This is a genomic window from Pseudomonas sp. 14P_8.1_Bac3 (assembly GCF_025466085.1).
GTDB lineage: Bacteria > Pseudomonadota > Gammaproteobacteria > Pseudomonadales > Pseudomonadaceae > Aquipseudomonas.
The window spans coordinates 1-14,081 of sequence record NZ_JANLOD010000060.1 but is presented as its reverse complement, the minus strand read 5'-3'; the positions used below and the strand labels follow the sequence as shown (position 1 = coordinate 14,081).

At 60.4% G+C, this 14,081-nt stretch carries 10 protein-coding genes; 5 read left to right on the top strand and 5 right to left on the bottom strand.

The genetic code is table 11. The features are described 5' to 3' along the window. Nucleotides 1-25: 25 nt before the first annotated feature. Nucleotides 26-394, bottom strand: coding sequence for a PilZ domain-containing protein (locus NTD84_RS19010; protein ID WP_262168497.1), 369 nt, complete (start codon nt 392-394; stop codon nt 26-28). A 160-nt stretch (nt 395-554) separates the two neighbouring features. Here NTD84_RS19010 and NTD84_RS19005 point away from each other — a divergent pair, with 160 nt between their 5' ends. From NTD84_RS19005 to yjiA, 3 genes are all read left to right on the top strand, one after another. Beyond that, nucleotides 555-2,621: a carbon starvation CstA family protein gene (locus NTD84_RS19005; protein ID WP_262168495.1), complete on the top strand. Its 2,067-nt coding sequence runs from the start codon at nt 555-557 to the stop codon at nt 2,619-2,621. 14 nt (nt 2,622-2,635) lie between these two features. Then, nucleotides 2,636-2,833, top strand: a complete 198-nt coding sequence (locus tag NTD84_RS19000; RefSeq protein WP_003228401.1) for a YbdD/YjiX family protein — start codon at nt 2,636-2,638, stop codon at nt 2,831-2,833. A 163-nt stretch (nt 2,834-2,996) separates the two neighbouring features. After that, on the top strand, nt 2,997-3,965 hold the full coding sequence (gene yjiA, locus NTD84_RS18995; protein ID WP_262168493.1) for a GTPase: 969 nt from the start codon (nt 2,997-2,999) through the stop codon (nt 3,963-3,965). Between the two features lie 129 nt (nt 3,966-4,094). Here yjiA and glyA read toward each other — a convergent pair whose 3' ends face one another. Both glyA and NTD84_RS18985 read right to left on the bottom strand, forming a co-directional pair. After that, a complete protein-coding gene (glyA, locus tag NTD84_RS18990) occupies nt 4,095-5,348 on the bottom strand; it encodes a serine hydroxymethyltransferase (RefSeq protein ID WP_262168491.1) in 1,254 nt (417 codons plus the stop codon). A gap of 149 nt (nt 5,349-5,497) precedes the next feature. Next, nucleotides 5,498-9,346 carry a bifunctional diguanylate cyclase/phosphodiesterase gene (locus tag NTD84_RS18985; protein WP_262168489.1) on the bottom strand — a complete coding sequence of 1,283 codons (3,849 nt, stop codon included), beginning with the start codon at nt 9,344-9,346 and terminating at the stop codon, nt 5,498-5,500. A gap of 286 nt (nt 9,347-9,632) precedes the next feature. On the opposite strand from NTD84_RS18985, the gene ettA reads away from it, so the two are divergent. Both ettA and gdhA read left to right on the top strand, forming a co-directional pair. Beyond that, nucleotides 9,633-11,297, top strand: a complete 1,665-nt coding sequence (gene ettA / locus NTD84_RS18980; RefSeq protein WP_262168487.1) for an energy-dependent translational throttle protein EttA — start codon at nt 9,633-9,635, stop codon at nt 11,295-11,297. Between the two features lie 367 nt (nt 11,298-11,664). Beyond that, complete coding sequence (gene gdhA, locus NTD84_RS18975) at nt 11,665-13,002, top strand: NADP-specific glutamate dehydrogenase (RefSeq protein WP_262168485.1); 1,338 nt, start codon at nt 11,665-11,667, stop codon at nt 13,000-13,002. Here gdhA and NTD84_RS18970 read toward each other — a convergent pair. Together NTD84_RS18970 and NTD84_RS18965 are read right to left on the bottom strand one after the other, a co-directional pair. Then, nucleotides 12,999-13,493, bottom strand: a complete 495-nt coding sequence (locus NTD84_RS18970; RefSeq protein WP_262168483.1) for a GreA/GreB family elongation factor — start codon at nt 13,491-13,493, stop codon at nt 12,999-13,001. The genes gdhA and NTD84_RS18970 overlap by 4 nt on opposite strands. Before the next feature lie 70 nt (nt 13,494-13,563). Next, nucleotides 13,564-13,920 carry a hypothetical protein gene (locus NTD84_RS18965; protein ID WP_262168481.1) on the bottom strand — a complete coding sequence of 119 codons (357 nt, stop codon included), beginning with the start codon at nt 13,918-13,920 and terminating at the stop codon, nt 13,564-13,566. Nucleotides 13,921-14,081 lie beyond the last annotated feature (161 nt).

The following is a 14,081-nucleotide window of genomic DNA, read 5'->3' as shown; positions in this document are numbered from 1 at the left end:
CTCCCACATTGGAAAGTGGGGGCTGTCAGACTTCTATCAGCGCGCCCAACTCCCGCTCCAGCTCAGCCTCGTCACCGAGGTTGAGCTCGATCAGCCGCCGTAGACGCTCAATCGATTCCAGGCTGATATGCCGGCACACGAACCCGAGCTGGCCGTGATCCTCGTGGGTCAACTGCACATCCATCTTGATCTCGACGTCATCGCTCAAATGAATGTCGACAGCAAAATCCTCGTTCCGATGGCCCAGCCACGGCTCGGGACGCTGAATCAGCAAGCCCTTCAACGACAGATCGATCAGCTTCACCGGCCAGATGAATTGTCCCTGGCTGAGCTCGGTTCGGGCATCGAACGCAATTCGTTTGAAGCGGCGGCGATCGGCGGGGTGCTCGCTCATGGCGCAATCCTCGAAATTGTTCGCTGACTATAGACCCGCATTGTTAAAGCCTGCCAGCCAGCACAGGCGCCTAGACCAATGTCGGGGTATGGCCTTTGCCGTCAGGAGAGCTAAACTCGAGGTGGCTGTCTTTCTTGTCCACCCTGGCTGGAATAAAAAAATGAAAAATAATAATAGCCTGCTACGCCACTTACCCTGGCTTCTGCTGGCAATCGTAGGCGCGTGCGCCCTTGGCGTCGTGGCGTTGCGCCGAGGCGAGGCGATCAACGCCTTGTGGATCGTGGTCGCTGCCGTGGCCATTTATCTGGTCGCGTACCGTTACTACAGTCTCTTCATCGCTAACAATGTGATGCAACTTGATTCACGACGGGCCACCCCCGCCGTGCTCAATAACGACGGTCTGGACTACGTTCCGACCAATAAACACATTCTCTTCGGACACCACTTCGCGGCCATCGCTGGCGCGGGGCCTTTGGTCGGTCCGGTCCTGGCGGCGCAGATGGGCTATTTGCCCGGCACGCTGTGGCTGATCGCCGGCGTGGTACTGGCCGGTGCGGTTCAGGACTTCATGGTCCTGTTCATGTCCACTCGCCGCAACGGTCGTTCCCTGGGCGACATGGTCCGTGAAGAAATGGGCCGTATCCCCGGCACCATCGCGCTGTTTGGCTGCTTCCTGATCATGATCATCATCCTCGCGGTGCTGGCGCTGATCGTGGTCAAAGCCCTGGCCGAGAGCCCATGGGGCATTTTCACGGTGATGGCGACCATCCCGATCGCGATGTTCATGGGCATTTACATGCGCTACATACGCCCGGGCCGCATTGGCGAAATCTCGGTGATCGGCGTGTTGCTGCTGCTCGGTTCGATCTGGCTCGGCGGGCAGATTGCCGCGGACCCGGTCTGGGCCAAGGCCTTCAGCTTCACCGGTATCCAGATTACATGGATGCTGATCGGTTACGGTTTCGTCGCGGCGGTGTTGCCGGTGTGGCTGATCCTGGCACCCCGTGACTACCTGTCGACGTTCCTGAAAATCGGCACCATCATCGCCCTGGCGATCGGCATTCTGGTCACCATGCCTGAGCTGAAAATGCCGGCGTTGACCCAGTTTATCGATGGCACTGGCCCGGTGTGGAAGGGCGGCCTGTTCCCGTTCCTGTTCATCACCATCGCCTGTGGCGCGGTCTCGGGTTTCCACGCGCTGATCTCTTCCGGTACCACGCCGAAGCTGTTGGATAACGAGGTCAACGCCCGTTACATCGGTTACGGCGCGATGTTGATGGAATCCTTCGTCGCCATCATGGCGATGGTGGCGGCCTCGGTGATCGAGCCAGGCGTGTACTTCGCGATGAACAGTCCGGCGGCAGTGGTCGGCGGTGACGTGATGGCTGTGGCCCAAACCGTCAGCAGCTGGGGCTTCGCGATTACTCCGGAAGCGCTGCAAGCGGTGGCCAAGGACATCGGTGAAACCACCATTCTGGCCCGCGCCGGCGGTGCGCCGACCCTGGCGGTCGGTATCGCGCAGATCCTGCACAGTGTCCTGCCGGGTGAAAACACCATGGCATTCTGGTACCACTTCGCGATCCTGTTCGAAGCACTGTTCATCCTGACCGCAGTCGACGCCGGCACCCGTGCCGGTCGGTTCATGCTCCAGGACTTGCTCGGCTCGTTCGTGCCGGCGCTGAAACGCACCGAATCCTGGACCGCCAACCTGATCGCTACGGCCGGTTGTGTGGCGATGTGGGGCTGGTTGCTGTACCAGGGCGTCATCGATCCGCTGGGTGGCATCAACACCTTGTGGCCGCTGTTCGGTATCTCCAACCAGATGCTGGCGGGTATCGCGCTGATGCTGGCGACCGTCGTGCTGATCAAAATGAAGCGTCAACGCTACATCTGGGTGACCATGCTGCCAGCGGTCTGGCTGCTGATCTGCACCACCACGGCCGGTTTCATCAAGCTGTTCGACGCCAACCCGGCGATTGGCTTCCTGTCGCTGGCGAAAAAATACAGCGATGCCCTGGCCAATGGTCAGATCCTCGCCCCGGCCAAGGACATCACTCAAATGCAGCACGTGATTTTCAACGCCTACACCAACGCAACGCTGACCGCGCTGTTCCTGTTCGTGGTGTTCAGTATCCTGTTCTATGCGCTCAAGGTCGGCATTGCCGCCTGGGGCCAAAAAGAGCGTACGGATAAAGAAGCACCGTTCCAGGCCCTGCCGGACGCGTAATCGAGGAGTGCAGCATGTTCAATGACCTGAGTCGCCTCGGTAAATACCTTGGGCAAGCTGCGCGCCTGATGGTCGGCATGCCCGACTACGACACCTACGTCGAGCACATGCAAACCAAGCACCCGGACAAACCGGTGATGAGCTACGAGATGTTCTTCCGGGAGCGTCAAGAGGCTCGTTACGGTGGCAAGGGTGGGCCGAAGTGTTGTTAATCCGGTCGTCGGGTTAACAGCAATCCCTGTGGGAGCTAGCCTGCTGGCGATGGCGACTGAACATTCAACATCACTGTTGATTGACAGTCCGCCATCGCTAGCAGGCTAGCTCCCACATTTGTTTTGTGTTGTTTTTTAATTTTGTGAAAGCAGGAGACTCCAGTTGTCCTCCCCCATCCCGGTCACGATCCTCAGCGGCTTCCTCGGCGCCGGCAAGACCACGCTGTTGCGCCACCTGCTCAAAGCTGAGCACGGCCTGAAAATCGCCGTGATCGAAAACGAATTCAGTGACGCCGGCATCGACACCCAACTGTTGGGCGACGAGCCGGTGCAAGTGATGACGCTGTCCAACGGCTGCGTCTGCTGCACTATCCACACCGACCTGACCAAGGCGCTTTACCTGTTGCTCGAGCGCCTGGACGGTGGCGACATCGCCTTCGACCGTCTGGTGATCGAATGCACCGGCCTGGCGGATCCGGCACCGGTGGCGCAGACCTTCTTCATCGACGAGGAGCTGCGCGAGCGTTACCTCCTCGACGGCATCATCACCCTGGTCGACGCCGCGCACGCCGACGTGCACCTGACCCAGACCATCGCCCAGGCGCAAATCGGTTTCGCTGACCGTCTGCTGGTGAGCAAGCGCGATCTGGTGGACGAGGCGACTTTCAGCGCATTAAGCGAACGCCTGACCCGCATCAACCGGCGTGCGCCGATCCGCCTCGTCGACCATGGCCAGATCGATCTGGCTGAATTGCTCGACGTGCGCGGTTTCAATCTCAATGCCGATCTCGGTGGCGGCGTGAGTTTGCGTCCGGCGAGCAAGGCCCCGTCGATCGACCGCATTTCCAGCCTGGTGCTGCGTACCGACAAGCCGCTGGATATCGACAAGCTCAGCGAGTTCATGAACGCGCTGCTGGAAGACCATGGCAAGCAACTGCTGCGCTACAAAGGCGTGTTGAACATTCTGGGCGAGCCGCGGCGCATGGTGTTTCAGGGTGTCCTGAAACTGTACGGATTCGATTGGGATACGGAGTGGGCGGAAGGCGAGGCACGGGAAAGTGTGATCGTGTTTATTGCCGATGATTTGCCGGAAGAGAAGATTCGTGAAGGGTTTGCGCGGGTTGCGGCGTAATACGGCGTTTTGACCTGTCGAGACTGATGTCGCCATCGCGAGCAGGCTCGCTCCCACACCTGAGCGCACCGTCCTGTACCCATAAAAAAACCGGCCAATCTGGCCGGTTTTTCTTTGTCGCGACTGCGGTTAAGCGCCGTACACCGGCAGTTTCTTGCAGATGGCCTTGACCTTCTCACGCACGGCGTCGATCACCGCTTCGTTGTTCAGGTCAGCCAGGATGTCGCAGATCCAGCCGGCCAGTTCCTTGCACTCGGCCTCTTTGAAGCCGCGAGTGGTCACGGCCGGAGTACCGAAGCGCAGGCCGGAAGTGACGAACGGCGAGCGTGGATCGTTTGGCACGGAGTTCTTGTTCACGGTGATGAACGCTTTGCCCAGAGCGGCGTCGGCGTCTTTACCGGAGATTTCCTGCTTGATCAGCGACAGCAGGAACAGGTGGTTTTCCGTACCGCCGGAGACCACGTCGAAACCGCGCTCGATGAACACGCTGGCCATGGCCTGGGCGTTTTTCACCACTTGTTGCTGGTAGGTCTTGAACTCAGGCTGCAGCGCTTCCTTGAAGCAGATTGCCTTGGCAGCGATCACGTGCTCCAGCGGGCCACCCTGGGCACCCGGGAATACCGCGGAGTTCAGCTTTTTCTCGATATCGGCGTTGGCGCGCGCCAGGATCAGGCCGCCACGTGGACCGCGCAGGGTCTTGTGGGTGGTCGTGGTCACGACGTCGGCGAATGGCACCGGGTTCGGGTAGACACCAGCGGCGACCAGACCGGCCACGTGAGCCATGTCGACGAACAGGTAGGCACCGACTTTGTCAGCGATGGCACGGAAGCGCGGGAAGTCGAGGATCTGCGAATAGGCAGAGAAACCGGCCACGATCATTTTCGGCTTGTGCTCAACGGCCAGGCGCTCGACTTCGTCGTAGTCGATCAGGCCATTGGCGTCGATGCCGTACTGCACGGCGTTGTACAGCTTGCCGGAGGAGGAAACGCTGGCGCCGTGGGTCAGGTGACCGCCGTGGGCCAGGCTCATGCCCAGGATGGTGTCGCCCGCTTGCAGCAGGGCCAGGTACACGGCGCTGTTGGCTTGCGAACCGGCGTGCGGCTGGACGTTGGCGTAATCGGCGCCGAACAGCTCCTTGGCGCGGTCGATGGCCAGTTGCTCAACCACGTCGACGAACTCGCAACCACCGTAGTAGCGCTTGCCCGGGTAGCCTTCGGCGTACTTGTTGGTCAGTACCGAGCCTTGAGCTTCCATCACCGCAGGGCTGGTGTAGTTTTCCGAAGCGATCAGCTCAATGTGCTCTTCCTGACGCTGAGCTTCTTGCTCCATGGCGGCAAAGAGATCGGCGTCGTACTTGGCAATAGTCAAATCACGGCTGAACATGGCGGTCCTCAAGGATCGGGGCAGAAAAGGGGGGCATTCTAACCCAACGGGTTTTAGATGGCATATGAAAGGACATCATGTCGCAGACAAGTGGGCTTCATGACGGGATCAGCGGTGATCGTGTGGCCCCATCGCCTCACCACATGACATCAGTCGAACATGAACAACGCATCATTACTGAACTGCGCTTCAAACCGCCCCGCCGGCATCGGCCGGCCGAACAGATACCCCTGAACCTCGTCGCACCCGTGCTCACGCAGGAAGTCGAGCTGTTCGTGGGTTTCCACGCCCTCGGCGATCACGGCCAGGTTGAGGCTGTGGGCCATGGCAATGATCGCCCGAGCGATCTGCGCATCCTGTTCGCCCGACGGCAAACCGTCGACAAAGGTGCGGTCGATTTTCAGCACGTCGATCGGGAATTGCTTGAGGTAATTGAGCGATGAATAGCCGGTGCCGAAGTCATCGACGGCGATGCTCAAGCCCAGGTTTTTCAGCCCGTCCAGAATCTGCATCGCCTCGCTGACTTCGCGCATCAGGATACTTTCGGTCAGTTCCAGCTCCAGGCACGCCGGCGGCAGGCCCGTTTCCTTGAGAATGGTGGCGATCCGCATGCCGAGCTGCCCATCGGAGAACTGCCGGGCGGAAATGTTCACCGACACTTTCGGCACCCGCACCTTGGCCTGATGCCAGGTCTTGAGCTGGCGGCAGGCCTCGGTCAACACCCAGTCGCCGACATCCACCACCAGCCCGAGCTCTTCGAGCACGGGAATGAAATCCCCCGGCGGCACCAGGCCACGACGCGGATGGCGCCAGCGCAGCAAGGCTTCGGCGCCGGTCAGGCGTTTGCCGTCGCCGCTGAATTGCGGTTGGTAGTACAGGATGAATTCGTCTTGCTCCAGGGCATGGCGCAAGTCGCTTTCCAGTTCCAGGCGCTCCAGGGCGCTGGCGTTCATGTCCGCCTGATAGAACTGGAAGTTGTTCTTGCCGCGCTCCTTGGCGTGGTACATCGCGGTGTCGGCGTTCTTCATCAGCTGACTGAGTTCATTGCCGTCCTGCGGGCTCAGGGCAATGCCGATACTCGCCGTCACGAAGAACTCACGGCCTTCGAGCACGAACGGTTTGACCAGGCTGGCGAGAATCTGCTCCGCCACATGAATCGCCCGATTGAGGGCACCTTCGCGGTTGACCCGCGGTTGCAGGAGCAAAGTGAATTCATCGCCGCCCATGCGCGCCACGGTGTCGTCATCGTCGACGCAGCCGAGCAGACGCGTGGCCATTTCCTTGAGCATGCGATCGCCAGCGGCGTGGCCCAGGGAGTCGTTGATCGGCTTGAAACGGTCGAGGTCGAGGAACATCAGCACCACCCACGACTTCTGTCGGTCCGCCGATTGCAGCGCGGTGTGCAGGCGGTCCTGGAACAGCGTGCGGTTGGGCAGGTGCGTCAGGGCGTCGTAATAGGCGAGGCGATGAATTCGCTGCTCACTGGCCTTGCGCTCGCTGATATCGCTGAAGAAACACACGTAACTGGCCAGATCACCTTCGTCGTCGAGCACCGCTGTGATGCCGACCCATGCCGGGTAATGCTCGCCGTTGCGGCGCTTGAGCCAGACTTCACCTTCCCAGGTGCTGTGCTGATTCAACTGCTTGAGCACGTAGCGCAGATGCGCTTCCTGCTGCTCGTCGACGGTCAGCATATTTGGCAACTGGTCGAGCACTTGCTCCACCGCGTAGCCGCTCACGCGGCTGAAGGCTTCGTTGGCCTGGACGATGTAACCGGCCGGATCGGTGATCAGAATCGCCGAAGTCGAGTGCTCGAATACCGTGGCCGCCATACGCAGGTCTTTCTCGGCGCGGCGTTGCTGGCTGATGTCGCGACCGACGCCAAGGACGCCTTCGAAGGCGCCATGCTCGTCCCACACCAGCACCAGGCGCAATTCGATGGGAATCTTGCGCCCATCGGCCCGCAGGCAATCGAACAGGAACAGCTGCGTCTGCACCTGGCTGCGCAACAGCGCCAGCTGCTCAGGTTTATCCAGCGCCTGGCTGACGCGGTCCATCAGGTTGTAGATGCCGGTCAATTGCTGAGGGTTGGCAATGGTCGTCTGCCAGCCGTTCTGAAAAATCGAGTCGACGTCGTAGCCCAGGACGGCGTGCACCGACGGGCTGACGTAGTTCAGCGAGAGCTGGCTGTCGGTGGAGAAAATCACGTCGCTGATGCTCTCGGCGAGCATCCGGTAGCGCTGTTCGCTGTCGCGCAGGGATTCGCTGGCCTCGATCTGTTCGGTGACGTCCTTGGCCACGCCGATGATCCGCGTGACCTGGTCATGTTTGTCCCGCGCCAGCGCTTGTTCACGAATATCGAAACGGCGCCATTTGCCGTCGCGGTGACGGAAGCGCAGCTGACACTGCAGCAATTGCGCGTAGCCGGCATGCCGCTGGCTCTGCCGCGAGCGATGGTAATAGTCGGCATCTTCGGGGTGCAGCAGGATTTCCCAGAAGTATTCGCCCATCTGATGCAGCTCGGTGCGGTTGTAACCGAGGGTCTGGCCGAGGTGATGGTTGCTGAAGATCATGCGTTGGCTGATCACGTCCTGCACGTACAGGTGGTCCGGCACCGTGCGCACTACGTCGGACCAGAACCCTTCACGCTCGAGCAGCGACAATTCAATGAGTTTGCGACTGGTGATGTCGTTGATGCTCAGGATCACCGCTTTATAGTCGTCCTGATCTTCCGGCAGGCGCAGCACCAGCCACAGGTGCTGGTCGCGGCCATGGGCGTCGGGAAGCCTGATCTCCAGTTCCAGCTGTTTCTGCTGGTTGAGCACCGCGTCGAGCACTTGATTGCCGATGGCGGTGCCGTCCAGCGGATTGCCATCGATCAGCAGTTTCCAGGCGTGTTCGCAGCTGTTGACGTTAAGCAACTGCAGGGCGACCTGGTTGACTTCGGTGACCCGCAGCTCCTGTAGCAATTGATCCCGTTGTGCCGAGGATTCCAGCCAGGCCCGCAGTTGATCGCTGTCGTGTACGCGGGCTCTGTCGAAAGCGCCCTTGAGGCCTGACATGTCAAGGACACACAGCGCCACGCCGGTGCCTTCGAAAATATCCTGATAACGCCGGCGACCTTCCGTCACCTGGCGCTGGCGGCGGCGCATGTTCAGCAGGGCGATCAGCGGCAGCAAGGAGAACGCCAGCCCCAGCAGGCATTTACCGATGAACGCCGGCAGCAGTTCTTCGATAACGCGTTTGCGGTCGAACAGACCACGCAATTGCCAGTCGCTGCTGCTCAACGGGACCGTCAGTACGCTGTTGGCCACATCGTCTTCTGTCAGGTCGGCGGACGTGATCGAGGGCCGCGACTCGTCGCGGCTGATGACCTGGTGATTGACGCGGTTCTCCACCAGCCACATCGGGCGGATCCCGGTTTCGTTCTGCTTGGTCAGCGACGAGAAAAAGCTCGGTTTCAGCCGCAGCGCCCAGTAGCCACGGGTACTGCCGCTGGCCTGATGCAGCAGCAGGTAAACCATCGAGCCATTATCGGCGTTGCTGAAATAGTGCGTCTGACGGCGGCTGCGCCGGACCAGCTCGGCGAGGTAGTCGGCGTCGTCGCTGTCGGCGGCGCTGTCACTGAGGACTTTGCCGGAGGGGCTCAATAAGGCGAAGCTGAGCAGGTCGGGCAGGGATTTTTGCAGTTTGCGCAGCAGCTCCTGCTGTTCGTCGGCACTTTGCGGTTGTTCGACGATCGGTAGCAGGTTGAGGGCGATCTGCGCGTTGAGCGACATGTTCAGGCTGACTTGCGCGGCCAGGTCGGCGGTGTAGTCGATCGTGGACTGGCGCTGGTTTTGCTGTGTTTCGTGAAGCTGATCCAGCAACTGCCAGAACAGCAGGGCGAGCAGCAACAACACCAGTGTCGCCAGCGCGCCCTTGAAGGTTCCGCGCAGGGGGGAGCCGGGCGCAGCAGTCGGTGCACGGGTGGTCAGGGGCGGAGTGTCATTGGACAAACTGTAATCCTGCGGTTTGGCTGGACTGGCGCGACGTGCACTATAAGCCGGACGCCCGAAGGGCGGCTAGCATGCCTTGAGTTGTGGCAAAGTGCCAGCCCCTGCCGGCTGGACTGCCTCTCGTCATTCAGGTAGCTTTGCCGGTTACGCGGGAGCGTTCCAGCTCCTAGAATCAGACTTTTTTCAGCGCGCACGTATTGATCGTTATCAGTCGGACGACGCGCACGGTCTGGCCGGGCATCGCCCGCGCTCCAATCATTCATCTGTCACTGACCCAAGGTTCTCCATGGCTCAATACGTCTTCACCATGCATCGGCTGGGCAAAGTTGTTCCGCCGAAGCGGGAAATCCTGAAAAACATTTCGCTGTCCTTCTTCCCCGGCGCCAAGATTGGCGTGCTCGGCCTCAACGGCTCGGGTAAATCCACGCTGCTGAAAATCATGGCCGGCGTCGACACCGAGTTCGAAGGCGAAGCCCGCCCGATGCCGGAGCTGAACATCGGTTACCTGCCTCAGGAGCCGATCCTGGACCCGACCAAGACCGTGCGTGAAGTGGTCGAGGAAGCGGTTAGCGTGATCAAGGACGCCCAGGCACGCCTGGACGAGGTTTACGCCGCTTACGCCGAACCGGATGCCGACTTCGACAAGCTGGCCGCTGAACAGGCCAAGCTCGAAGCCATTCTGCAGGCAGGCGACGGCCACAACCTGGAGCGCCAGCTGGAAGTCGCCGCCGATGCGCTGCGTCTGCCGGCCTGGGACGCCAAGGTCGAACACCTGTCCGGTGGTGAAAAACGTCGTGTGGCTCTGTGCCGCCTGCTGCTGTCCGCGCCGGACATGCTGCTGCTCGACGAACCGACCAACCACCTGGACGCCGATTCCGTCGCCTGGCTCGAGCATTTCCTCCACGACTTCCCGGGCACCGTGGTCGCGATCACGCACGACCGTTACTTCCTGGACAACGTGGCCGGCTGGATCCTCGAACTCGACCGCGGCGCTGGTATCCCTTACGAGGGCAACTATTCCGGTTGGCTCGAAGCCAAGTCCGACCGTCTGGCCGCCGAATCCAAGCAACAATCGGCTCACGAAAAAGCCATGAAGGAAGAACTGGAGTGGGTGCGCAAAGGCGCCAAGGCCCGCCAGTCCAAATCCAAGGCTCGTCTGCAACGCTTTGAAGAAATGCAATCGCAGGAATTCCAGAAGCGCAGCGAAACCAACGAGATCTACATCCCGGCCGGTCCGCGCCTCGGCGACAAGGTCATCGAATTCAAGAACGTCACCAAGGGCTACGGCGATCGCGTGTTGATCGACAACCTGTCGTTCTCCATGCCCAAAGGCGCGATCGTCGGCGTGATCGGCGGTAACGGTGCCGGTAAGTCGACCCTGTTCCGCATGCTGATGGGCAAGGAGCAACCGGATTCGGGCAGCATCGAAGTCGGCGAAACCGTGCAACTGGCCTGCGTTGACCAGAGCCGTGAAGACCTCGACGGCAGCAAGACGGTGTTCCAGCAAATCTCCGACGGTTCGGATCAGATCCGCATTGGCAACTACGAGATTCCGTCGCGTACCTATGTCGGTCGCTTCAACTTCAAGGGCGGCGATCAGCAGAAGTTCGTCAAGGACCTGTCCGGTGGTGAGCGCGGTCGCTTGCACCTGGCCCTGACCCTGAAAGAGGGCGGCAACGTCCTGCTGCTCGACGAACCGTCCAACGACCTCGACGTTGAAACCCTGCGCTCCCTGGAAGAAGCGCTGCTGGACTTCCCGGGCGCTGCCATTGTGATCTCTCACGATCGGTGGTTCCTGGACCGCGTCGCGACGCACATTCTGGCGTACGAAGACGACTCGCAAGCGGTGTTCTTCGAAGGCAACTACACCGAGTACGAGGCCGATCGCAAAAAACGCCTTGGCGAAGCGGCTGCCCAACCGCACCGTGTACGGCACAAGAAACTGGCCTGATTCGGCGGGTTGCATAAAAAAAACGGAGCCTTCGGGCTCCGTTTTTTTATGCGTACTTTTCGGGACCGGGATGAATTCATCGCTGGCAGGCCAGCTCTCACAAAGCGTTGTGCAGGCAAGAAATCCTGTTCGGCGCCTATCCCTGGGGGAGCTTGCCTGCAAGCGATAGCGGTGTAATGAATGGTGCAAACCTGAAACTGCAACTCCCTTCTATGGTGCGATTTCACCCCAAAAGAGCGCTTTATTTATATCCTGTGCACCATTTAATTTCATAAAAGCGACATTTTGCGCTGTTCTTGTGCGCGAATCGTTTGCTAAAGTCCGGCCCACTTTCTTCCAACGACAATAAATTCGCCGAGACTTTTCCATGATCGAATCCGTCGACACCTTTCTCGCTCGCCTGAAAAAACGCGACCCCGACCAACCGGAATTCCACCAGGCCGTGGAAGAAGTCCTGCGCACCTTGTGGCCGTTTCTCGAAGCCAATCCGCATTATCTGACTTCGGGCATTCTGGAGCGGATCTGCGAACCGGAGCGGGCGATCGTGTTTCGGGTGTCCTGGGTCGACGATCAGGGCAAGGTGCAGGTCAATCGCGGTTTCCGCGTGCAGATGAACAGCGCGATCGGTCCGTACAAGGGCGGCTTGCGCTTCCATCCTTCGGTGAACCTTGGTGTCCTGAAATTCCTCGCCTTCGAACAAACCTTCAAGAACTCCCTGACCTCATTGCCAATGGGCGGCGGCAAGGGCGGCTCGGACTTCGACCCGAAAGGTAAAAGCGACGCCGAAGTCATGCGCTTCTGCCAGGCTTTCATGAGCGAGCTGTACCGGCACATCGGCGCAGACGTTGATGTGCCGGCCGGGGATATCGGCGTTGGCGCCCGTGAGATCGGTTTCCTGTTTGGCCAGTACAAGCGCCTGAGCAATCAGTTCACCAGCGTTCTGACCGGCAAAGGCCCAAGCTATGGCGGCAGCCTGATTCGCCCGGAAGCCACGGGGTTCGGCTGCGTGTACTTCGCCGAGGAAATGCTCAAGCGCAGTGGCGAAACCGTCGAAGGCAAACGCGTGGCGATCTCGGGTTCGGGCAATGTGGCGCAATATGCGGCGCGCAAGGTCATGGACCTGGGCGGCAAGGTGATTTCACTGTCTGATTCCGAAGGCACGCTGTATTGCGAAAGCGGTTTGACGGAAGAGCAATGGCAGGCGCTGCTGGAACTGAAAAACGTCAAGCGTGGGCGAATCAGCGAGCTGGCCACGGGGTTCGATCTTGAATTCCGGGCCGGTCAGCGACCGTGGAATCTGGCGTGCGACATCGCACTGCCGTGTGCGACCCAGAACGAACTCGACGCCGAGGCGGCCCGCACATTACTGCGCAACGGCTGCCGTTGTGTGGCGGAAGGCGCGAACATGCCGACCACCCTGGAAGCCGTGGACCTGTTCATCGACGCCGGCATTCTGTTTGCGCCGGGCAAGGCGTCCAACGCTGGCGGTGTCGCGGTCAGCGGGCTGGAAATGTCGCAGAACGCCATGCGTCTGCTGTGGACCGGTGGTGAAGTGGACAGCAAGTTGCACGGGATCATGCAGTCCATCCACCACGCTTGCGTGCACTACGGCGAAGAAAACGGTCGGGTCAATTACGTCAAAGGCGCGAACATCGCCGGCTTCGTCAAAGTCGCCGACGCCATGCTCGCCCAGGGCGTGGTTTAAGCCGGTTCGATGCGGACGACTTCGATTGTCTGATCGCCCGCCGGGCGTTGCCACAGCACCTCGTCGCCAAGTTGCGCGCCGACCAGCGCCCGACCCAGCGGCGAACCCCAGTTGATCAGGCCCGCGGACGCGTCGGCCTGATCCTCACCCACCAGCTGCACCGTTTGTTCGGTGCCGTTTTCATCGACGAACGTCACACGGCTGCCGATCTGCACCTTTTGCGTTGAGCTGGCAGCGGTCACGACCTGGGCGCTGTGCAGGCGCTGATTGAAGTACCTCAAGTCCCGCTCAAGATCGGCCAGGCGTTGTTTGTCGGCCCGCTCGCCCTTGGCCGACTGTTCGCTGTGCAGTTGCTGCAGCTCGGCGACTTTCGCTTGAAGCTGCGCCAGTCCCGCCGGCGTGACGTAATTAGGCTGCGCGCTGACCTGCCGTTCGACGGGCTGATCGGCTTGCGCGGCGGCGTTATCTTCATTGACGAAAGCACGACTCATGGTTTCCTCCCGTTATAGGGTTTGGGCCATGGTCACAGGCTTTTAGTTTCGACGGATGTCTGTCAGCGACTCATTGCGAGCGAAACGCCCGGGCGGTGTCCTGGTCTTTCTGCTGCTGCCAGGCTTTTTCTCGCTCGTCCCAATGGTGGCTGCGATAGTCATCGCGGTCCTCGCTTTCACGCATGGCCTGACACTGGCGGAAACCATCGCCCCAGCCTTCGGCGTACTGCTTGTCCTGGAGATAGCGCGGAACGTTCTTGCGGAACTCGCCGCTGATCACCCCGGCCGCCTGACGGCCACTGCTGCAGCCGTCATCGAAGCCGTCGGCGAAGGCGGGTGGATAACCCTTGGCAATCAGATCTTCGTGGGTGGTCTGGCAACCCGCGAGCAACATCAACACAGCTACGACACCCACATAACGCCACATCTCGGACTCCCGGCCGTGCAACGGCCTTTGGAGGAAGTCTAGGGGCGTGTTCGTGAGGTATTCGTGAAAGGACTGTGATGAATCTGTTGGTAACGCGAATCCCCTGTGGGAGCGGGGGTGGGCGGGCCAACCGAGTTTATGTCGCAAAAAAACCTTTCCCG

Coding starts and splice junctions, on each gene's coding strand:
- NTD84_RS19010 (WP_262168497.1), bottom strand. CDS start 394: ATGAGCGAGCACCCCGCCGATCGCCGCCGCTTCAAACGAATTGCGTTC.
- NTD84_RS19005 (WP_262168495.1), top strand. CDS start 555: ATGAAAAATAATAATAGCCTGCTACGCCACTTACCCTGGCTTCTGCTG.
- NTD84_RS19000 (WP_003228401.1), top strand. CDS start 2,636: ATGTTCAATGACCTGAGTCGCCTCGGTAAATACCTTGGGCAAGCTGCG.
- glyA (WP_262168491.1), bottom strand. CDS start 5,348: ATGTTCAGCCGTGATTTGACTATTGCCAAGTACGACGCCGATCTCTTT.
- ettA (WP_262168487.1), top strand. CDS start 9,633: ATGGCTCAATACGTCTTCACCATGCATCGGCTGGGCAAAGTTGTTCCG.
- gdhA (WP_262168485.1), top strand. CDS start 11,665: ATGATCGAATCCGTCGACACCTTTCTCGCTCGCCTGAAAAAACGCGAC.
- NTD84_RS18970 (WP_262168483.1), bottom strand. CDS start 13,493: ATGAGTCGTGCTTTCGTCAATGAAGATAACGCCGCCGCGCAAGCCGAT.
- NTD84_RS18965 (WP_262168481.1), bottom strand. CDS start 13,920: ATGTGGCGTTATGTGGGTGTCGTAGCTGTGTTGATGTTGCTCGCGGGT.